Source organism: Pseudomonas sp. F220 (assembly GCF_057813935.1).
In genome coordinates this window covers 251,891-270,840 of record NZ_JBVASJ010000002.1, presented here as the reverse complement: position 1 = coordinate 270,840, position 18,950 = coordinate 251,891, and the positions used below count along the sequence as shown (strand labels likewise).

The following is an 18,950-nucleotide window of genomic DNA, read 5'->3' as shown; positions in this document are numbered from 1 at the left end:
TCCGGGTGGTCCCGGTTATCCGTCTATGCAGCCGCTGAAATATAAGGTGTGAAGCTTTCAGCAGCCTTGCAGACCGGGTTGTGAATAGCTGACGCCGGGGGTGGCCCAGCGTCGGTTTTTACCGTAATGCGTGTGGCTCTTAGTGCACCAGCATGCCGGTGAACCAGTAGGCTTGAGCCAGGGTGATCAGACCGACGATAGTGGCAAAGAATAGGCTGTGCTTGAGCGTGAAGCGGAACAGGTCGGATTCCTTGCCCACCAGACCGGTCGCGGCGCAGGCCACGGCGATCGATTGCGGCGAAATCATCTTGCCGGTTACGCCACCGCTGGTGTTCGCCGCGACCAGCAAGACGTCGCTGACGCCGATCTGGTGCGCGGTCGTCGCTTGCAGCGAGCTGAACAGCGCGTTGGACGAGGTATCGGAACCGGTCAGGAATACACCCAGCCAGCCAAGGAACGGCGAGAAGAAGGGGAACGCGGCGCCGGTCGCGGCGAGTACCAAGGCCATGGTCGAAGACATGCCTGAATAGTTAGTGACGAAGGCAAAAGCCAGCACCATGCCGATCGACAGAATCGGCCAGCGCAACTCGTAGAATGTCTCTTTCAAAGTGGTAAGACCAATTTTGAAATTGATCTTCAGTATCAGCATCGAGATCAGCGCGGAGAAGAAAATCGCTGTGCCGGTCGCCGAAATAGGGTCGAGTTTGAACACGGCCGGAATGGCGGTTGGGGCCGTGACGATTGGCGCGGTCTTGATCACCAGCTGATCAAGATGAGGAATCGCAAAGTTGAACACCCAGGCATACATCGAACCGCCGGCGGCGAACATCGCTTTGAATGGCTTGAGGGTCCAGATGGTGACCAGCACGGTGAGGATCAGGAACGGCGACCAGGCCTTGAGGATTTCCAGCAGGCTGTAAGGTGATGCCTTGGTAACCCGTGGTTGGCCAAAGCCGCCAGCGCTGGAAGTGACCACTGACGCCGAGGTTGCGCCAGCGATCTGCATTCCTGCAGTACGTTTAGGCTGCCAGACTTTGAGGAACAAGGTCAGGCTGACCAGGCTGACCAATGCCGAAGTGATGTCCGGCAGTTCGGGACCGATGAAGTTCGAGGTGAAGTACTGGGTCACGGCGAAGCTCAAGCCCGCCACCAATGCCGCCGGCCAGGTTTCCTTGACGCCGCGCAGGCCGTCCATCATGAACACCAGCCAGAACGGTACAAACACCGACAGCAGTGGCAGTTGGCGACCGGCCATGGCGCCGATCTTGAAGGCGTCGATACCGGTCACTTGCCCGGCAACGATGATCGGAATCCCCAGTGCGCCGAATGCGACGGGCGCGGTGTTGGCGATCAAGCACAGGCCGGCGGCATACAGCGGGTTGAAGCCCAGGCCTACCAGCAGTGCGGCGGTAATGGCGACCGGTGCACCGAAACCGGCGGCACCTTCAAGGAAGGCGCCAAAGCAGAAGCCGATCAGCAGCACTTGCAGGCGTTGGTCGTCGGTAATCGACAGCACTGAGCTGCGGATCACTTCGAACTGGCCGCTTTTGACCGTCAATTTGTAGAGGAACACCGCGGCGACAATGATCCAGGCGATGGGCCACAGTCCGTAGGCAAATCCGTAGCCGGCCGCTGCGAACGCCATGTCGACCGGCATTTGGAAGGCAAAGATCGCCACCAGGATAGCCAGAACCAGGGTAATGCTCCCGGCGACGTGTCCTTTGAGGCGGAACACGGCCAAGGCCAGGAAGAAAAATACAATGGGAATGACTGCCGCGAGGGCGGACAAGCCGAGACTGCCGAGCGGGCTATAAAGCTGTTGCCAGGTTTGCATATGGGGTGGCCCCTAATTGTTGTTGGTCAGGCACTGATCAGCGTTCTTGGATAATTGGTAATACCAATTTACAATCGCTGTGGGCTAGGTTAAAAGCCTTATGAGCGATGTGTCAATTTGTCGCCCTAAAACTTTTGTCGTATGCGCCATACAAATGTCTTCTGATCAGGCCAGTCAAACGCTGTCTGGTAGGTGCTGGCGCGGCGCCAATAGGCCAGAATAGACAGCCCGGCGAGCCGCCGGGATCGTGGAGAATGAGTTATGGGGTTTGATCAAATTCGTCAGCGCCGTTTGTCTGACGATATTGTCGAGCAGTTCGAGGGGATGATCCTCGAGGGCACGCTGAAGTCTGGCGAGCGGCTTCCGGCCGAGCGGGCGCTGGCCGAGCAATTTGGTGTGTCCCGTCCTTCATTGCGCGAGGCGATCCAGAAGCTGGCGGCCAAAGGGCTGTTGGTCAGTCGTCAGGGCGGCGGCAATTATGTGGTGGAATCGCTGGGTTCGACCTTCAGCGATCCGCTGCTGCATTTGTTGGAAAGCAACCCTGAAGCGCAACGCGACCTGCTGGAATTCCGGCATACCCTCGAAGCATCTTGTGCTTATTACGCAGCGTTACGGGCGACCGAAGTCGATCGCGAGCGATTGACCACGGCGTTCGACGAGTTGCAGGACTGCTATTCGCGCTCTGGTGAAGTGAGCCGGTTGGAAGAGGGCGCGGCTGATGCGAAATTCCACCTGGCGATTGCCGAGGCCAGTCATAATGCGGTGTTGCTGCACACCATTCGCGGCCTGTTCGATTTGCTCAAACGTAACGTGGTGACCAACATCGGCGGTATGTACAAGCAGCGTACCGAAACCCGCGACATGCTGATCAGTCAGCACCGGGAATTGTACCTGGCGATTATCGAGGGGCGGGCGGAGCAGGCGCGGGAAGTCTCCAGCCGACACATTCTGTATGTGCAGGAAGTGCTGGAAGAAGTGCGTCAGGAAGTGCAGCGCATGGCTCGGGCGGAGCGACGCAAGGGGATGTAGGTTGGGTTCAGTCAGTTAAATCTTTATCGCTTGTGCGATTGTATTCACGAGCAAGCCCGCTCCCACAAGTCTTAGGTCTGCCACATAAATGTCGGCATCCATAGATCGTGTGGGAGCGGGCTTGCTCGCGATAGCGGTTTCAAGCAGCAGGAAGATTAATCTTCCTTGCCCTTGCTCCGCACTGCACGCTGCAATTCACGATCGGAATCGCGTTCGCGCTCGGTGTGACGCTTGTCGTATTCCTTCTTGCCCTTGCCCAGAGCGATCTCGCACTTGATCAAGTGCTTGCTCCAGTAAATCGCGAGGCAGACGCAGGCGTAACCCTTTTGCTGCACGGCGGCAAACAGCTTTTCCAGCTCGCGCTGGTTGAGCAGCAGTTTGCGACTGCGCGTGGGGTCGGCGATGACATGCGTACTGGCGGTGGTGAGGGGGGAGATATGGCTACCAAGCAGCCAGGCCTCGCCATCCTTAAGCAGCACATAACTGTCGACCAGTTGTGCCTTGCCTGCACGCAGACTCTTTACTTCCCAGCCGGCCAGGACCAGACCAGCCTCGAAACGGGTTTCGATGAAGTAATCGTGACGCGCCTTTTTATTTTGCGCGATGGTCCCTGTTGGGTGTTTCTTTTGCTTAGCCATAGGGGCGGCATTATAGGGAGTTGCACGCTTGTCGGCTACGGTGAAGCTGCGTGCTTGAGCACGTTGAGTGAATCCCGGACAATGCGCCCTCTTTTTTGATCGGTTGGACGTGTTAACGATGTCGACAGACAAGGTTTCTGTCCACGGCGGATGGGCTAGCCGCTGGGTCTTTATACTCGCTGCGACTGGTTCGGCCGTGGGCTTGGGTAGTATCTGGAAGTTCCCTTACATGGTCGGCGTCTACGGTGGCGGTGCGTTCGTGCTGGTGTTTCTGGCTTGTATCGCACTGATCGGCGTACCAGTGATGCTGGCCGAAACCCTGATTGGTCGACGCGCCCGGCAAAGCCCGGCGAATGCCTTGAAGGTGCTAGCGCTTGAGGCGGGACACTCGGCCAAATGGTCCTGGGGCGCTTTTGCCGGGATGGTCACGGCGTTGCTGATCTTGTCTTTCTATAGTGTGGTTGGCGGTTGGTCGCTGGATTACATCATCGACATGGGTCGTGGCGACTTCCAGGGTGTGACGGCGGACCAGGTCGGTGCGTATTTCGGTGGCGTGATTGCCGATCCTTGGCGCCTGACACTTTGGCACACGATTTTCATGCTGCTCTCGGCGGTGGTGATCGCCAGGGGCGTGGTCGCCGGGCTGGAGCGCAGCCTGCGCATCATGATGCCGCTGCTCTTTGTGATGCTGGTGATCCTGTTGGGCTATAGCCTGACCACCGGACATTTCATGGAGGGTGTGCATTTTATGTTCGATTTCGACCCTTCCAGGTTGCTCGACGGCTTGCTGCCCGCCATGGGGCATGCATTTTTTTCGCTGAGCGTCGGTGTCGGCTCGATTATGATCTACGGCGCGTATATGCCGAAGAACTCGTCGATCTCCGGGACCATCGTCGGTGTTGCGCTGCTGGATACGTTTGTCTCGCTGCTCGCGGGGCTGGCCTTATTTCCGATTGTGTTTGCCGCAGGTCTGAACCCGAGCGAGGGGCCTGGGTTGATGTTCGTCAGCCTGCCATTCGCTTTTGGTAACGTGGCGTTCGGCCAGTTGATGGGCGTAGTGTTCTTCATTCTGGTTGCAATTGCGGCCTGGAGTTCGGCGATTTCCCTGCTGGAACCGATGGTGGCTTACCTGGTTGAACGGACTAAAATTCGCCGCGGCTGGGTGACTTTCTGGCTGGCATTTATCTGCTGGTTCGTTGGTTTGGGGACGGTGTTCTCCTTCAATATCTGGCAGAAAGCCAAATTTTTCGTGAACGATGACGCAGGTTTCCATCTCTATCAATGGGGTGCGGCAAGCGGTCTGGACTTCTTTGGCGTGATTGATTTCTTCACCTCGCGCATCATGCTGCCTCTCGGTGGTTTATGTTTCGTGGTGTTTGCAGGATGGGTGATGGGGCGCGACGCTGTACGCGATGAGTTGTCGATGCGCAGTCCGGTTCTGTTTGCTCTGACTTTGTTCTTGATGCGCTATGTGGCGCCAATCGGCATTCTCGTAGTGTTTGCCGCACAGCTGTGGAAGTGACGCTGACATGACGACACATATTCAACGTTCGGCCCTGCTGCCCTATCCGGCGCAAGCGCTCTATGACCTGGTCAATGATGTGGCGCGTTACCCGGAGTTTTTGCCTTGGTGCTCTTCTGCCGAGGTTCTGGAGGCCAGCGGCGAGCACATGCGCGCCAGTCTTGCCGTCGCAAAGGGCGGGCTCAGCCAGCATTTCGTGACGAGCAACACCTTGGTTCCGGGGCATTCGATTGAGATGAATCTGGAAGAAGGCCCGTTCAATCAGTTACACGGGGTCTGGGTGTTCAAACCGTTGGGTGAGAAGGCCTGCAAGATCAGTCTTGATCTGGCCTTTGACTATGCTGGCCCGATTATCCGGGCAACCTTGGGGCCGTTGTTCAATCAGGCCGCCAATACCTTGGTCGATGCGTTCTGCCAGCGCGCCAAGCAGTTGCATGGTTGAGTCATTGATTGAGGTCGAGGTGGTGTATGCCGCCGTAGACCGTCAGGTTTTACTCAAGGCGGCTGTGCCAGCGGGCTCTACTTTGCGTGCCGCCCTGTTGGGGTCGGGGATTGGTGCGCAGTTTCCCGAACTGGATCTGGTGAATTGTCCACTGGGGATCTTTGGCAAGGTGGTGTCTGATCCAGACAGTCGCGCAGTGCAAGCGGGGGATCGAATAGAAATTTATCGTCCGCTCCTGGCTGATCCGAAAGAAGTCCGTCGATTGCGTGCAGCTAAAGCCGCGCAAGCTAAAGCGCGGGATCAATAGCCTTTACTAAACGACGCACAACAAAAAGCCCGGACATGCCGGGCTTTTTGTTGTGTTGCAATTTATTGCGGCGAGGTTCCCATTGGTTCTGGCGTCGGGACCGGAACGGTTTCTACTTGGTCCACGTCCTTCTGGATCTGATCCAGTAGGGAGCCTGGCTTGACCGGTTTCTCTGGTTTCGGCTTCTCGGCGTTTTCCGCTGGAGCAGGAGCAGGAGCAGTCACCGCAGTGCCGCTGTCCTTGCCGAGAATGGCCTCGTCACGGCTTACGCCAGGCTTGAAATCACCTGACAGGCTGGCGAGTTGGTCATTGGAATTGAAGATAACGCTGATGCGTTCCTGTTGGCGTTCACCGCCGCCTGGCTGCAGGCTATACAAATAATCCCAGCGATCGGCATGGAACGTGTCGGTCAGCAGAGGGTTGCCCATAATAAACCGTACTTGCCGGCGGGTCATTCCCGGGCGTAACTGGTCTATCATGTCCTGCGTGACGACATTGCCCTGCTGGATGTCGATTTTGTAAACCCCGGGGAATGAACAACCGGCGAGTGCGAGCAGTCCCACGAGGGTGAAACTGGTTAGCAGGAGCTTGGTGTTTTGCATCGGTGGGCGACTTCCACTATCTTGGCTGGGACAACGTAAACCCCGATCATACCCGCATTAAGAGAAGCTGCGAAGCAGCATCCGCGAGAAAGCTGACCATGGTTGAAAATAGCGAACTACGTAAAGCCGGCCTTAAAGTGACCCTGCCACGGGTCAAAATTCTACAAATGCTCGATTCCGCCGAGCAGCGACACATGAGTGCCGAAGACGTTTACAAGGCGCTGATGGAAGCTGGCGAGGATGTCGGTCTGGCCACGGTTTACCGTGTTCTGACTCAGTTTGAAGCTGCTGGACTGGTGGTCCGTCATAATTTCGACGGCGGTCACGCGGTATTCGAGCTGGATGACGGCAAGCATCACGACCATATGGTCAACGTTGAGACCAGCGAAGTAATCGAATTCTTCGACGAAGAAATCGAGAAGCTTCAAAAGGCGATCGTTGAGAAGCATGGCTTCGAGATGGTAGATCACAATTTGGTGTTGTACGTACGCAAGAAAAAGTAAGCATGTCGCGCGGGGAACCGCGAAACGATCGAAGGCGACCCTAGGGTCGCCTTCGTGCTTTCTATTAGCTTAGATTTTCGCGGTCACGACCATCTTTTTTGCGTGCGCCAAGGATTCCTTGGTGAGATCAATGCCGCCTAGCATGCGCGCTACTTCCTCGATCCGTTCGGTTTTACCTAGCTTGGATACAGCGGTGTGGGTGGCATTGTTGCCGCGTACTTTGTGCACGAAAAGGTGTTGATGACCTTGGGCTGCCACTTGCGGCAAATGGGTGACAGTCAGGACTTGCCCGCGCTCGCCAAGCCGGCGCAGTAGTTGGCCAACAATCTCGGCAGTCGGCCCGCCGATACCGACGTCCACTTCGTCAAACACCAGCGTTGGTATTCGGGATGTTTGCGCGGTAATCACCTGGATTGCCAGGCTGATCCGTGAAAGTTCGCCACCTGACGCCACTTTGGCCAGCGCTTTGAGCGGTTGTCCAGGGTTGGCGCTGACCAGCAGCTCCACCTGTTCCAGGCCATTAGGCAGTAGTTCGTTGCTGGAGTTGGGGCGAAGCTCAATGGTAAAGCGCCCGCCGGGCATACCCAGACGCTGGATCTCCATTTCAACAGCGCTGGCCAGGCTGGCTGCCGCTTGTTGGCGCAAATCGCTCAGCTCTCTGGCTTTCTCCTGATAATGCCGGGCGAAGGACGCCAGCTCGTCACCCAGTCGCTCAATAGATTCGTCGTTGGCGTTCAGCGTTTCGATCTCATCCAGCAGCTTTTGCTGCATATCTGCAACTTCGGTGGGCTGGATGCGGTGTTTGCGGGCGAGGGTGTAAATCGCATCGAGGCGTTCCTCGAGTTGCTGAAGGCGTGCCGGGTCGGCGTCGAAGTGATCGAGAAATCGATTCAGTTCGCCAACGGCCTCTTCAACCTGAATCTGCGCGCTCGTCAGCAGATTAGTTGCTTCGCCCAGTGCACCTACGGAATTGTTCACGCTCGATAGGCGGTTAAGGCTGGCCGTCAGGGCGTTTAGTACATTTCCTGAATCGTTTTCGCTGCACTGCTCGACAACCTGTCGGCAAATGCCCAACAGGGTTTCGGCATTGGTCAGGTTTTTGTGCTCTTGTTCGAGCTGCTCCAACTCGTTCTCGCCAAGGCCGAGGTTTTCCAGTTCTTCGAGCTGGTAGCTGAGCAGCTGATGCCGAGCGCGCTGTTCATCGCCAGAGTTGGAGAGATGCTCCAGCTCTTGGCGTGTCTGGCGCCAACGCTGGGCGGCGAGTTGTACCTGGCGGGCCAGGTCAGTGGCGCCGGCGTATTCGTCGAGCAGGCGACGATGGGTATCGGTTTTCAGCAGGGATTGATGTTCATGCTGGCTGTGAATGTCGATCAGTAGCTCGCCGAGCGCTTTCAGATCGCCGAGTGGGCAGGGGCTGCCGTTGATATAGCCGCGTGAGCGTCCTTCGGCAGTGATTACCCGGCGCAAAATGCACGGGCCGTCGCTGTCGAGGTCGCGCTCGGCCAGCCAGGCGCTGGCTTCTGGAATGTCCACCAGGTCGAAGGTTGCCAGAATATCGGCCTTGTCCGCGCCCGGGCGAACTACGCCGCTGTCGGCTCGGTCACCGAGGGTCAGGCCCAAAGCGTCGAGCATAATCGACTTGCCGGCGCCGGTTTCGCCTGTGATTACGCTCATCCCGCGATCCAGCTCCAGATCGAGATGTTCAACGATGGCGTAGTTATGTACAGACAGGTGCACCAGCATAGAGGCCGCTCCCAGGCTTTAGGTCTGGTTATTTATACAGTGTTTTGTTTCGGGCTGACAATGGCTTCCTTTAGCTCGATTTGCTTGGGTAACGATATTTTTTAGTGCGTCCAGGAATGACTATATCCGGGTGTAACGAAGGGTTAATGTTTTTTTGCCGTGCTGTCAGCCCTTGAACCTGAAATTTGCGACCCCATATACCGGGACAGAAGTGCGAGTCGAGCTCGCGGACGAAATTGAAAGGAGAAAACTATGGCTGACGAACAGACGCTGGATACGCAAAATCTAGACGCCGATCAGGCTCCCGAGGCTTCGGGTGATGACCTGACGGCTCGTGTACAACTGCTCGAAGAGCAACTGGCCAGCGCCCATGATCAGGCTTTGCGTGTTGCTGCCGATCTGCAGAACGTCCGCCGTCGCGCCGAGCAGGACGTGGAAAAAGCCCACAAGTTCGGGCTGGAAAAATTTGCTGGCGATCTGCTGCCGATTATCGACAGCCTCGAGCGTGGTCTGGAGATGTCCAGTCCGGATGACGAAAGCATTCGCCCGATGCGCGAAGGGATCGAACTGACCCTGAAAATGTTCCAGGACACCCTGAAGCGTTATCAGTTGGAAGCGATCGATCCTGAAGGCGAACCCTTCAATGCTGCGCATCATCAGGCGATGGCCATGCAGGAAAGCGCCGATCTTGAGCCGAACAGCGTGCTCAAGGTGTTTCAAAAGGGTTACCAGCTCAATGGTCGTTTGCTGCGTCCGGCAATGGTCGTGGTCAGTAAGGCGCCTGCGGCAGTTTCGCCTTCGATTGACGAGCAAGCTTGAAATTAGCCGCAAGGCCCCCATTTAGAAGTCAAGCGTTTAAGTGCTACCGCAGTTAGCCACCACTGCTGCGGCAACCAAATCCAAAGTTTCGGGAGAGTTAATATGGGCAAAATTATCGGTATCGACCTGGGGACTACCAACTCCTGCGTCTCCGTTCTTGAGAACGGCAAAGCCAAAGTCATCGAAAACGCCGAAGGCGCGCGTACCACGCCGTCGATCGTTGCATATGCCAACGACGGTGAAATTCTGGTTGGCCAATCGGCCAAGCGTCAGGCTGTGACCAATCCGCACAACACCCTGTATGCGGTGAAGCGTTTGATCGGTCGTCGTTTCGACGAAGAAGTCGTACAAAAAGACATTCAGATGGTCCCTTACAAGATCGTCAAGGCTGACAACGGCGATGCATGGGTCGAAGTTAACGGCCAGAAAATGTCTCCGCCTCAGATTTCGGCTGAAATCCTGAAGAAAATGAAGAAGACCGCCGAAGATTACCTCGGTGAGTCAGTGACTGAAGCGGTGATCACCGTTCCGGCCTACTTCAACGACAGTCAGCGTCAAGCCACCAAAGATGCTGGTCGTATCGCGGGTCTGGACGTAAAACGTATCATCAACGAACCAACTGCAGCCGCTCTGGCTTACGGTATGGACAAGGCCAAGGGCGATCACACCGTGATCGTTTATGACTTGGGTGGCGGTACTTTCGACGTTTCCGTGATCGAAATCGCTGAAGTCGACGGCGAGCACCAGTTCGAAGTGTTGTCCACCAACGGTGACACTTTCCTCGGTGGTGAAGACTTCGATATTCGTTTGATCGACTACCTGGTTGACGAATTCAAGAAAGAAAGCGGCATGAACCTCAAAGGTGACCCGCTGGCGATGCAGCGCCTGAAAGAAGCCGCTGAAAAAGCCAAGATCGAGCTGTCCTCCAGCTTGCAGACCGATGTCAACCTGCCGTACATCACGGCAGACGCGACCGGTCCTAAGCACTTGAACGTGAAAATCTCTCGCGCCAAGCTGGAAGCGCTGGTTGAAGACCTGGTTCAGCGCACTATCGAGCCTTGCCGTATTGCGCTCAAAGACTCTGGCATCGAAGTTGGTGCGATCAACGACGTGATCCTGGTCGGCGGTCAGACCCGTATGCCACTGGTTCAGAAGCTGGTTACCGAGTTCTTCGGTAAAGAAGCTCGTAAAGACGTCAACCCAGACGAAGCTGTTGCCATGGGTGCTGCTATCCAAGGCGCGGTATTGGCTGGTGATGTGAAAGACGTTCTGCTGCTCGACGTCAGCCCGCTGACTCTGGGTATCGAAACCATGGGTGGCGTGATGACTGCGCTGATCGAGAAAAACACCACGATTCCTACCAAGAAATCCCAGGTGTTCTCGACTGCCGATGACAACCAGGGCGCAGTGACGATTCACGTACTGCAGGGCGAGCGTAAGCAAGCCGCACAGAACAAGTCTTTGGGCAAGTTCGACCTGGCCGAGATTCCACCAGCTCCACGTGGTGTGCCGCAAATCGAAGTGACCTTCGACATTGATGCCAACGGCATCTTGCACGTAGGTGCCAAAGACAAGGCTACCGGCAAAACTCAGTCGATCGTGATCAAGGCCAACTCGGGTCTGTCCGAGGAAGAAATTCAGCAGATGGTTCGCGATGCTGAAGTCAACGCCGACGAAGATCGCAAGTTCGAAGAGCTGGCTGGCGCCCGTAACCAAGGCGACGCTCTGGTTCACTCGACTCGCAAAATGATCGTAGACGCTGGCGACAAAGTGACTGCTGAAGAGAAAACTGCGATCGAAGCTGCTCTGGTTGCACTTGAGGCCGCTGTTAAGGGCGACGACAAGGCTGCCATCGAAGCCAAGGTTGAAGAGCTGTCCAAGCTGTCTGCTCCGGTTGCTCAGAAAATGTACGCCGAGCAAGCCAATCCGGCAGACGCAGCGGCCAAGCCAGCTGAATCGGCCGAAAAAGCCGACGACGTTGTCGACGCTGAGTTCGAAGAAGTAAAAGACCACAAGTAAGCTAGTTGGTCGGCCGGTTGACTGCGATTAAGCGGTGACTGGTAGGATGTCGCCGCGCGGGAGCTTGCTCCCGCGTTGGCGTGTCTGGAGTAAGCGAATTTTTACAGCATGCGACAACGTTCGGGTGCTGGCGGTACGGTCGGGATGCTCCTGCTTTTCGGTCGATAATTACCGTACCCGATGGCCATTTTTTTGGCTGCAAATCAAAGACCAGGATCGTTGAATTGACGTGAGTTGGGTCCGGGCCTGTATTGGGGCTCAACGAGTTTGGCGAGGCTCAGGAGGGGTTTGCCGAACGTCCTTAAGAGTGCAAAGACTTATGGCAAAGCGTGACTATTACGAAGTGTTGGGTGTAGAGCGCGGCTCCAGCGAGACGGACCTGAAGAAGGCTTACCGTCGTCTGGCGATGAAGCATCACCCGGACCGTAATCCCGATGACAAAGCGTCGGAAGATATGTTCAAAGAGGCCAATGAGGCCTACGAAGTGCTGTCCGATTCCAGCAAGCGTGCAGCCTATGACCAGTATGGTCATGCGGGCGTTGACCCAAGCATGGGTGGCGGCGGTGCCGGTTTTGGTGGTCAGAATTTCTCGGACATCTTTGGTGATGTCTTCAGTGATTTCTTCGGTGGTGGTCGCGGCGGTTCCCGTGGCGGTGCTCAGCGCGGTAGCGATCTGCGCTACACCCTGGAGCTGAATCTGGAAGAGGCGGTGCGCGGTACGACCGTGAATATCCGTGTTCCGACACTGGTCAACTGCAAGCCTTGTGATGGTTCTGGTGCCAAGAAAGGCTCCTCGCCGATCACATGCTCGACCTGTGGTGGTATTGGTCAGGTGCGGATGCAGCAGGGGTTCTTCTCGGTGCAGCAAACCTGCCCGCGTTGTCATGGTCAAGGCAAGGTCATTGCCGATCCGTGCGACTCCTGCCATGGTCAAGGTCGTGTCGAAGAATCCAAAACCCTGTCGGTAAAAGTGCCGGCTGGCGTTGATACGGGCGACCGTATTCGTCTGTCTGGCGAAGGCGAGGCAGGTGCGCAAGGTGGGCCGACTGGCGACCTGTACGTGGTGATCAATGTGCGTGAGCACGCGATCTTCCAGCGCGACGGTAAGCATTTGTTCTGCGAAGTGCCGATCAGCTTCGTTGATGCGGCTCTGGGTGGCGAGCTGGAAATCCCGACCCTCGATGGTCGGGTCAAGCTGAAGATTCCTGAAGGTACACAGACCGGTAAGCAGTTCCGGGTTCGCGGTAAGGGCGTCGCGCCGGTTCGTGGCGGCGGTGCAGGCGACTTGATGTGCCGCGTTGCGGTCGAGACGCCGGTCAACCTGAGTCGCCGTCAGCGTGAGTTGATGGAAGAGTTGCGCGGCTCTCTGGCAGATGACAATACTCATTCGCCAAAAACGACTGGTTGGTTCGAAGGCGTGAAGCGTTTCTTCGGCGATTTGTAAGGAGTCAGGCATGCGACGTATAGCTGTGATGGGCGCTGCAGGGCGCATGGGCAAGACTTTGATCGAGGCCGTGCAGCAGACGCCGGGTGCGGGTCTGACGGCGGCTGTGGATCGCCCTGACAGCACGTTGGTCGGCGCCGATGCCGGTGAGCTGGCCGCGCTGGGTCGTATCGGTGTGCCATTGTCGGGCGATCTGGCCAAGGTAGCTGATGAGTTCGACGTGCTGATCGACTTTACTCACCCGACGGTGACCCTGACGAATTTGGCGTTTTGCCGCAAGGCAGGCAAGGCCATGATCATCGGCACCACCGGTTTCAGTGTTGAAGAGAAGCAGCTGCTGGCTGAGGCGGGTAAAGACATTCCAATCGTCTTCGCTGCCAACTTCAGCGTCGGCGTCAACTTGTGCCTGAAACTGCTCGACACCGCCGCCCGTGTGTTGGGCGACGAGGTCGATATCGAAATCACTGAAGCCCATCATCGGCATAAAGTCGATGCGCCGTCGGGTACGGCGATGCGCATGGGTGAAGTGATTGCCGATGCCTTGGGGCGCGATCTCAAGAAAGTGGCGGTTTACGGTCGTGAGGGGCAAACCGGCGCCCGTGATCGTCAGACCATCGGTTTTGCGACTGTGCGTGCCGGTGACATCGTTGGTGATCACACGGTGCTGTTCGCAGCCGACGGTGAGCGCGTCGAGATCACTCACAAGGCTTCCAGTCGCATGACGTTTGCCAAGGGTGCGGTACGTGCTGCGTTGTGGCTGGAGGGTCGTGACGCAGGCTTGTACGACATGCAGGATGTGCTTGATCTGCGTTGAGAGGCATCCCAAACAGGGCTCGACCAAGCGTTTGAGCCCTGTTTTTTCCCGCTAAGCGATGTTCTGTCGCATTCCTCTGCCTTTAAGGCTCTTTAGCGGTGGACCAAAAAAGCCTTTTTCTGTAAGCTACAGCTTTAGTGTGTCCACTAAAAGCGCGCAGATAATTCGACGAAGAAGCGGGGTGACGTGTCTATACGTCATTCCGCTTTTTTGCAACCTGCGATCGCCCTTTCAGGCTTTATTTACGGGAGGTCTTCTTGACTAAGCCAGCCATACTCGCCCTTGCTGATGGCAGCATTTTTCGCGGCGAAGCCATTGGAGCCGACGGTCAAACCGTTGGTGAGGTGGTGTTCAACACCGCAATGACCGGCTATCAGGAAATCCTTACCGATCCTTCCTATGCCCAACAGATCGTTACCCTGACCTACCCGCACATCGGCAACACCGGCACTACGCCGGAAGATGCTGAGTCGAATCGTGTCTGGTCGGCCGGTCTGGTGATTCGCGACCTACCACTGGTTGCGAGCAACTGGCGTAACACGATGTCCCTGTCCGATTACCTGAAAGCCAACAATGTCGTGGCGATCGCCGGTATCGACACTCGCCGCCTGACACGCATCCTGCGTGAAAAAGGTGCGCAGAACGGCTGCATCATGGCTGGCGACAACATTTCCGACGAAGCGGCTATCGCGGCAGCACGCGGCTTTCCAGGCCTGAAAGGCATGGATCTGGCGAAAGTCGTCAGCGCCAAGGAAAGCTACGAGTGGCGCTCCACTGTCTGGGACCTGAAAACTGACAGTCATGCAACCATTGAAGCCTCCGAGCTTCCGTACCACGTGGTTGCCTACGACTACGGCGTTAAGCTGAACATCCTGCGCATGTTGGTAGAGCGCGGTTGCCGTGTGACCGTGGTTCCAGCGCAAACCTCAGCTAGCGAAGCCTTGGCACTTAAGCCTGACGGCGTGTTTCTGTCCAACGGCCCTGGCGATCCGGAGCCTTGCGACTACGCGATTCAAGCGATCAAGGACGTTCTGGAAACCGAGATCCCGGTATTCGGTATCTGCCTCGGCCACCAGCTGCTGGCCCTGGCCTCCGGTGCCAAGACCATGAAGATGGGTCATGGTCACCACGGTGCCAACCACCCGGTCCAGGATCTGGACACCGGCGTCGTGATGATCACCAGCCAGAACCACGGTTTTGCGGTGGATGAGTCGACGCTGCCGGCCAACGTCCGGGCGACCCACAAATCGCTGTTCGACGGCACCCTGCAAGGCCTCGAGCGCACCGACAAGGTTGCGTTCAGCTTCCAGGGTCACCCTGAAGCGAGCCCTGGCCCGAATGACGTGGCGCCACTGTTCGATCGCTTCATCGACGCCATGGCCAAGCGCCGCTAATCGAGCGCCTTGAGAATGTAGCGAAAAGGCGCCTGAGGCGAGCCCGGTAACCCGGCTGATTTCCCTCAGGCACCTCGGAAAATGTTCAAGGCGGCCTCTCCCTTGGGATTGCCGTCGGACCTGCGGATTTGAGTGACAACTAATGCCAAAACGTACAGATATAAAAAGCATCCTGATTCTCGGCGCTGGCCCGATCGTTATCGGCCAGGCCTGTGAATTCGACTACTCCGGCGCCCAGGCCTGCAAAGCCCTGCGCGAGGAGGGTTACCGCGTCATCCTGGTGAACTCCAACCCAGCGACCATCATGACCGACCCGGACATGGCCGACGCGACCTACATCGAGCCGATCAAGTGGCAGACCGTTGCCAAGATCATCGAGAAGGAGCGTCCAGACGCGCTGCTGCCGACCATGGGCGGCCAGACCGCTCTGAACTGTGCCCTGGACCTGGAGCGCGAAGGCGTTCTGGAGAAATTCGGCGTGGAAATGATCGGCGCCAATGCCGACACCATCGACAAGGCCGAAGACCGTTCGCGTTTCGACAAGGCGATGAAGTCCATCGGTCTGGACTGCCCGCGTTCGGGTATCGCCCACAGCATGGAAGAGGCCAATGTGGTTCTCGAGAAGCTTGGCTTCCCGTGCATCATCCGTCCGTCCTTCACTATGGGCGGCACGGGTGGCGGTATCGCTTACAACCGTGAAGAGTTCGAAGAAATCTGTGCTCGTGGTCTGGACCTGTCGCCGACCAAAGAGCTGCTGATCGACGAATCGCTGATCGGCTGGAAAGAATACGAGATGGAGGTTGTCCGCGATAAGAAGGACAACTGCATCATCGTCTGCTCCATCGAAAACTTTGACCCGATGGGTGTGCACACCGGTGACTCGATCACTGTCGCACCGGCTCAGACCCTGACCGACAAAGAATACCAGATCATGCGTAACGCCTCGTTGGCGGTACTGCGTGAGATTGGCGTTGAAACCGGTGGCTCCAACGTTCAGTTCGGTATCTGCCCGGACACTGGCCGTATGGTCGTGATCGAAATGAACCCGCGTGTATCCCGCTCTTCGGCACTGGCTTCGAAAGCCACTGGTTTCCCGATTGCGCGTATCGCTGCCAAACTGGCGATCGGCTACACCCTGGACGAACTGCAGAACGAAATCACCGGCGGCGCTACTCCTGCGTCCTTCGAGCCGTCCATCGACTACGTTGTGACCAAGCTGCCGCGCTTTGCTTTCGAAAAATTCCCGAAGGCGGATGCACGCCTGACGACTCAGATGAAGTCGGTTGGTGAAGTTATGGCCATTGGCCGGACTTTCCAGGAATCCCTGCAAAAAGCCCTTCGCGGTCTGGAAGTGGGCGTAAGCGGTCTTGATCCAAAGCTCGATCTGAGCAACCCGGAAAGCATGGCCGTGCTCAAGCGCGAGCTGACTGTGCCTGGTGCTGAGCGTATCTGGTACGTGGCTGACGCGTTCCGCGCGGGCATGACCGTTGAAGATATCTTCGGCATGAATATGATTGACCCTTGGTTCCTGGTGCAGATCGAAGATCTGATCAAGGACGAAGAGAAGATCAAGACCATGGCTCTGTCTTCAATTGATCGCGATGCGATGTATCGCCTCAAGCGCAAGGGTTTCTCGGATGCGCGTCTGGCTGTGCTGCTGGGCGTTACCGAGAAAAACCTGCGTCGCCACCGTCACAAGCTGGAAGTGTTCCCGGTTTACAAGCGCGTTGATACTTGCGCAGCCGAGTTTGCTACCGACACTGCTTACATGTACTCGACCTACGAGGAAGAGTGCGAAGCCAACCCTTCGGATCGTGACAAGATCATGATTTTGGGCGGTGGTCCGAACCGTATTGGCCAAGGTATCGAGTTCGACTACTGCTGCGTTCACGCCGCGCTGGCGCTGCGTGCCGATGGTTACGAAACCATCATGGTCAACTGCAATCCGGAAACTGTTTCCACTGACTACGACACATCGGACCGTCTGTACTTCGAGTCCGTAACCTTGGAAGACGTGCTGGAAATCGTTCGTGTCGAGAAGCCAAAAGGCGTGATCGTCCAGTACGGCGGCCAAACTCCGCTGAAGCTGGCTCGTGCTCTGGAAGAAGCTGGCGTGCCGATCATTGGTACCAGCCCTGACGCTATCGACCGTGCAGAGGACCGTGAGCGCTTCCAGCAAATGGTTGAGCGTCTGAATCTGCGTCAGCCGCCAAACGCTACTGTGCGCAGCGAAGACGAAGCCATTCGTGCTGCAGGTAAGATTGGTTACCCGCTGGTTGTTCGTCCTTCCTACGTGTTGGGCGGCCGCGCGATGGAAATCGTTTACGAAGAAGACGAGCTCAAGCGTTACCTGCGCGATGCAGTGAAAGTGTCCAACGACAGCCCGGTGCTGCTGGATCACTTCCTCAACTGCGCCATCGAGATGGATGTCGATGCAGTTTGCGACGGCACTGATGTGGTGATCGGCGCCATCATGCAGCATATCGAACAGGCTGGCGTGCACTCCGGTGACTCCGCTTGCTCGCTGCCACCCTACTCGTTGCCTGCGCACATCCAGGACGAAATGCGCGAACAGGTCAAGAAAATGGCCTTGGAGCTCGGCGTTGTTGGCTTGATGAACGTGCAGTTGGCGCTGCAAGGCGAAGACATCTACGTCATCGAAGTAAACCCGCGCGCATCACGTACCGTTCCGTTCGTGTCCAAGTGCATCGGTGTTTCCCTGGCGATGATCGCTGCGCGCGTCATGGCTGGTAAAACCCTGAAGGAAATTGGTTTCACCAAAGAAATCATTCCGAACTTCTACAGCGTGAAAGAAGCGGTGTTCCCATTCGCCAAATTCCCTGGCGTTGACCCTATTCTCGGCCCTGAGATGAAGTCCACCGGTGAAGTGATGGGCGTTGGCGATACGTTCGGTGAGGCGTTCGCCAAGGCACAAATGGGCGCCAGTGAAGTGCTGCCGACCGGCGGTACTGCGTTCATCAGTGTGCGTGACGATGACAAGCCGCTGGTTGCAGGTGTGGCTCGCGATCTGATCAACTTGGGCTTTGAAGTAGTCGCTACTGCCGGTACTGCCAAGATGATTGAGGCGGCGGGCCTGAAAGTGCGTCGTGTGAACAAGGTGACCGAAGGTCGTCCGCACGTGGTCGACATGATCAAGAATGACGAAGTCACGCTGATCATCAACACCACTGAAGGTCGTCAATCGATCGCTGATTCCTATTCCATTCGTCGCAACGCCTTGCAGCACAAGATCTACTGCACTACCACCATTGCTGCTGGCGAAGCTATCTGTGAAGCGCTCAAGTTCGGTCCGGAAAAGACCGTACGCCGCTTGCAGGATCTACACGCAGGATTGAAGGCATGATCAAATATCCAATGACTGTTCAGGGCGCTCGCGCCCTGGAGGAAGAGCACGCTCACCTGACCAAGGTCGTCCGTCCGAAGCTTAGCCAGGATATTGGTACGGCCCGCGAGTTGGGTGACTTGAAGGAAAACGCCGAATACCACGCAGCCCGTGAGCAGCAAGGCATGGTTGAAGCGCGGATTCGTGATATCGAAGGTCGCATGCAAAACGCGGTCATCATCGACGTCACGACCATTCCTCGCACTGGCAAAGTGATTTTCGGCACCACCGTCGAAATCGCCAACGTCGAAACCGATGAGAGCGTGACATATCACATCGTTGGTGAGGATGAGGCTGACTTCAAGCAGGGCAAGATTTCGGTCGGTTCGCCTCTCGCTCGCGCCTTGATTGCCAAGGAAGAGGGTGATGTGGTTGCAGTCAAAACTCCAAGTGGCGTTATCGAGTACGAGATTGTTGAAGTCCGTCACATCTAAAAG

Annotated in this window: 16 protein-coding genes; 12 read left to right on the top strand and 4 right to left on the bottom strand. The window is 56.7% G+C overall.

All coding sequences use genetic code 11. The features are described 5' to 3' along the window. Nucleotides 1-139: 139 nt before the first annotated feature. Nucleotides 140-1,834 carry a lactate permease LctP family transporter gene (locus ACZYSM_RS03100; RefSeq protein ID WP_489068745.1) on the bottom strand — a complete coding sequence of 565 codons (1,695 nt, stop codon included), beginning with the start codon at nucleotides 1,832-1,834 and terminating at the stop codon, nucleotides 140-142. 261 nt (nucleotides 1,835-2,095) lie between these two features. Between ACZYSM_RS03100 and ACZYSM_RS03095 the strand changes: the two genes are divergently transcribed. Next, nucleotides 2,096-2,863, top strand: coding sequence for an FCD domain-containing protein (locus ACZYSM_RS03095; RefSeq protein WP_489068743.1), 768 nt, complete (start codon nucleotides 2,096-2,098; stop codon nucleotides 2,861-2,863). A gap of 155 nt (nucleotides 2,864-3,018) precedes the next feature. Here ACZYSM_RS03095 and smpB read toward each other — a convergent pair whose 3' ends face one another. Then, entirely contained in the window at nucleotides 3,019-3,501 is a 483-nt protein-coding gene (gene smpB, locus ACZYSM_RS03090) for an SsrA-binding protein SmpB (protein ID WP_489068908.1), read from the bottom strand. A gap of 118 nt (nucleotides 3,502-3,619) precedes the next feature. Here smpB and ACZYSM_RS03085 point away from each other — a divergent pair, with 118 nt between their 5' ends. Genes ACZYSM_RS03085 through ACZYSM_RS03075 form a run of 3 tightly spaced genes read left to right on the top strand, consistent with a single transcriptional unit; the run spans nucleotide 3,620 to nucleotide 5,772 of the window. Then, complete coding sequence (locus ACZYSM_RS03085) at nucleotides 3,620-5,023, top strand: sodium-dependent transporter (RefSeq protein ID WP_489068741.1); 1,404 nt, start codon at nucleotides 3,620-3,622, stop codon at nucleotides 5,021-5,023. A 7-nt stretch (nucleotides 5,024-5,030) separates the two neighbouring features. Further along, on the top strand, nucleotides 5,031-5,465 hold the full coding sequence (locus ACZYSM_RS03080; RefSeq protein ID WP_489068739.1) for a type II toxin-antitoxin system RatA family toxin: 435 nt from the start codon (nucleotides 5,031-5,033) through the stop codon (nucleotides 5,463-5,465). After that, nucleotides 5,458-5,772, top strand: coding sequence for an RnfH family protein (locus ACZYSM_RS03075; protein WP_489068737.1), 315 nt, complete (start codon nucleotides 5,458-5,460; stop codon nucleotides 5,770-5,772). The genes ACZYSM_RS03080 and ACZYSM_RS03075 overlap by 8 nt, the downstream gene beginning before the upstream one ends. Nucleotides 5,773-5,834: 62 nt before the next feature. Here ACZYSM_RS03075 and ACZYSM_RS03070 read toward each other — a convergent pair whose 3' ends face one another. Further along, on the bottom strand, nucleotides 5,835-6,374 hold the full coding sequence (locus tag ACZYSM_RS03070) for an outer membrane protein assembly factor BamE (RefSeq protein ID WP_489068735.1): 540 nt from the start codon (nucleotides 6,372-6,374) through the stop codon (nucleotides 5,835-5,837). A gap of 98 nt (nucleotides 6,375-6,472) precedes the next feature. Here ACZYSM_RS03070 and fur point away from each other — a divergent pair, with 98 nt between their 5' ends. Continuing rightward, nucleotides 6,473-6,877, top strand: a complete 405-nt coding sequence (gene fur, locus ACZYSM_RS03065) for a ferric iron uptake transcriptional regulator (protein ID WP_150641005.1) — start codon at nucleotides 6,473-6,475, stop codon at nucleotides 6,875-6,877. 69 nt (nucleotides 6,878-6,946) lie between these two features. Here the strand turns inward: fur and recN are convergent, their stop codons facing one another. Continuing rightward, nucleotides 6,947-8,620 (bottom strand): DNA repair protein RecN, encoded by a 1,674-nt coding sequence (gene recN / locus ACZYSM_RS03060; protein WP_489068733.1) that lies wholly within the window; start codon nucleotides 8,618-8,620, stop codon nucleotides 6,947-6,949. Between the two features lie 252 nt (nucleotides 8,621-8,872). Here recN and grpE point away from each other — a divergent pair, with 252 nt between their 5' ends. The 7 genes from grpE to greA all read left to right on the top strand — a co-directional run bounded on the left by grpE (nucleotide 8,873) and on the right by greA (nucleotide 18,947). Then, the gene (gene grpE, locus ACZYSM_RS03055; protein ID WP_489068731.1) at nucleotides 8,873-9,439 is read left to right on the top strand and encodes a nucleotide exchange factor GrpE; all 567 of its coding nucleotides are present in this window, start codon (nucleotides 8,873-8,875) and stop codon (nucleotides 9,437-9,439) included. A gap of 102 nt (nucleotides 9,440-9,541) precedes the next feature. Further along, entirely contained in the window at nucleotides 9,542-11,458 is a 1,917-nt protein-coding gene (dnaK, locus tag ACZYSM_RS03050) for a molecular chaperone DnaK (RefSeq protein WP_489068729.1), read from the top strand. A gap of 319 nt (nucleotides 11,459-11,777) precedes the next feature. Next, nucleotides 11,778-12,902 carry a molecular chaperone DnaJ gene (gene dnaJ / locus ACZYSM_RS03045; protein ID WP_489068727.1) on the top strand — a complete coding sequence of 375 codons (1,125 nt, stop codon included), beginning with the start codon at nucleotides 11,778-11,780 and terminating at the stop codon, nucleotides 12,900-12,902. A 10-nt stretch (nucleotides 12,903-12,912) separates the two neighbouring features. After that, on the top strand, nucleotides 12,913-13,716 hold the full coding sequence (dapB, locus tag ACZYSM_RS03040) for a 4-hydroxy-tetrahydrodipicolinate reductase (protein ID WP_489068725.1): 804 nt from the start codon (nucleotides 12,913-12,915) through the stop codon (nucleotides 13,714-13,716). 257 nt (nucleotides 13,717-13,973) lie between these two features. Then, entirely contained in the window at nucleotides 13,974-15,110 is a 1,137-nt protein-coding gene (carA, locus tag ACZYSM_RS03035; RefSeq protein WP_489068723.1) for a glutamine-hydrolyzing carbamoyl-phosphate synthase small subunit, read from the top strand. A gap of 142 nt (nucleotides 15,111-15,252) precedes the next feature. Then, the gene (gene carB / locus ACZYSM_RS03030; RefSeq protein WP_489068720.1) at nucleotides 15,253-18,474 is read left to right on the top strand and encodes a carbamoyl-phosphate synthase large subunit; all 3,222 of its coding nucleotides are present in this window, start codon (nucleotides 15,253-15,255) and stop codon (nucleotides 18,472-18,474) included. Next, nucleotides 18,471-18,947: a transcription elongation factor GreA gene (greA, locus tag ACZYSM_RS03025; RefSeq protein WP_489068718.1), complete on the top strand. Its 477-nt coding sequence runs from the start codon at nucleotides 18,471-18,473 to the stop codon at nucleotides 18,945-18,947. Before carB ends, greA begins: the two co-directional genes overlap by 4 nt. The last annotated feature ends 3 nt before the right edge of the window (nucleotides 18,948-18,950 follow it).

Excerpts from the sequence above, each read along its gene's own strand:
- ACZYSM_RS03100 (WP_489068745.1), bottom strand. The coding sequence starts at position 1,834 with ATGCAAACCTGGCAACAGCTTTATAGCCCGCTCGGCAGTCTCGGCTTG.
- ACZYSM_RS03095 (WP_489068743.1), top strand. The coding sequence starts at position 2,096 with ATGGGGTTTGATCAAATTCGTCAGCGCCGTTTGTCTGACGATATTGTC.
- smpB (WP_489068908.1), bottom strand. The coding sequence starts at position 3,501 with ATGGCTAAGCAAAAGAAACACCCAACAGGGACCATCGCGCAAAATAAA.
- ACZYSM_RS03085 (WP_489068741.1), top strand. The coding sequence starts at position 3,620 with ATGTCGACAGACAAGGTTTCTGTCCACGGCGGATGGGCTAGCCGCTGG.
- ACZYSM_RS03080 (WP_489068739.1), top strand. The coding sequence starts at position 5,031 with ATGACGACACATATTCAACGTTCGGCCCTGCTGCCCTATCCGGCGCAA.
- ACZYSM_RS03075 (WP_489068737.1), top strand. The coding sequence starts at position 5,458 with ATGGTTGAGTCATTGATTGAGGTCGAGGTGGTGTATGCCGCCGTAGAC.
- ACZYSM_RS03070 (WP_489068735.1), bottom strand. The coding sequence starts at position 6,374 with ATGCAAAACACCAAGCTCCTGCTAACCAGTTTCACCCTCGTGGGACTG.
- fur (WP_150641005.1), top strand. The coding sequence starts at position 6,473 with ATGGTTGAAAATAGCGAACTACGTAAAGCCGGCCTTAAAGTGACCCTG.
- recN (WP_489068733.1), bottom strand. The coding sequence starts at position 8,620 with ATGCTGGTGCACCTGTCTGTACATAACTACGCCATCGTTGAACATCTC.
- grpE (WP_489068731.1), top strand. The coding sequence starts at position 8,873 with ATGGCTGACGAACAGACGCTGGATACGCAAAATCTAGACGCCGATCAG.
- dnaK (WP_489068729.1), top strand. The coding sequence starts at position 9,542 with ATGGGCAAAATTATCGGTATCGACCTGGGGACTACCAACTCCTGCGTC.
- dnaJ (WP_489068727.1), top strand. The coding sequence starts at position 11,778 with ATGGCAAAGCGTGACTATTACGAAGTGTTGGGTGTAGAGCGCGGCTCC.
- dapB (WP_489068725.1), top strand. The coding sequence starts at position 12,913 with ATGCGACGTATAGCTGTGATGGGCGCTGCAGGGCGCATGGGCAAGACT.
- carB (WP_489068720.1), top strand. The coding sequence starts at position 15,253 with ATGCCAAAACGTACAGATATAAAAAGCATCCTGATTCTCGGCGCTGGC.
- greA (WP_489068718.1), top strand. The coding sequence starts at position 18,471 with ATGATCAAATATCCAATGACTGTTCAGGGCGCTCGCGCCCTGGAGGAA.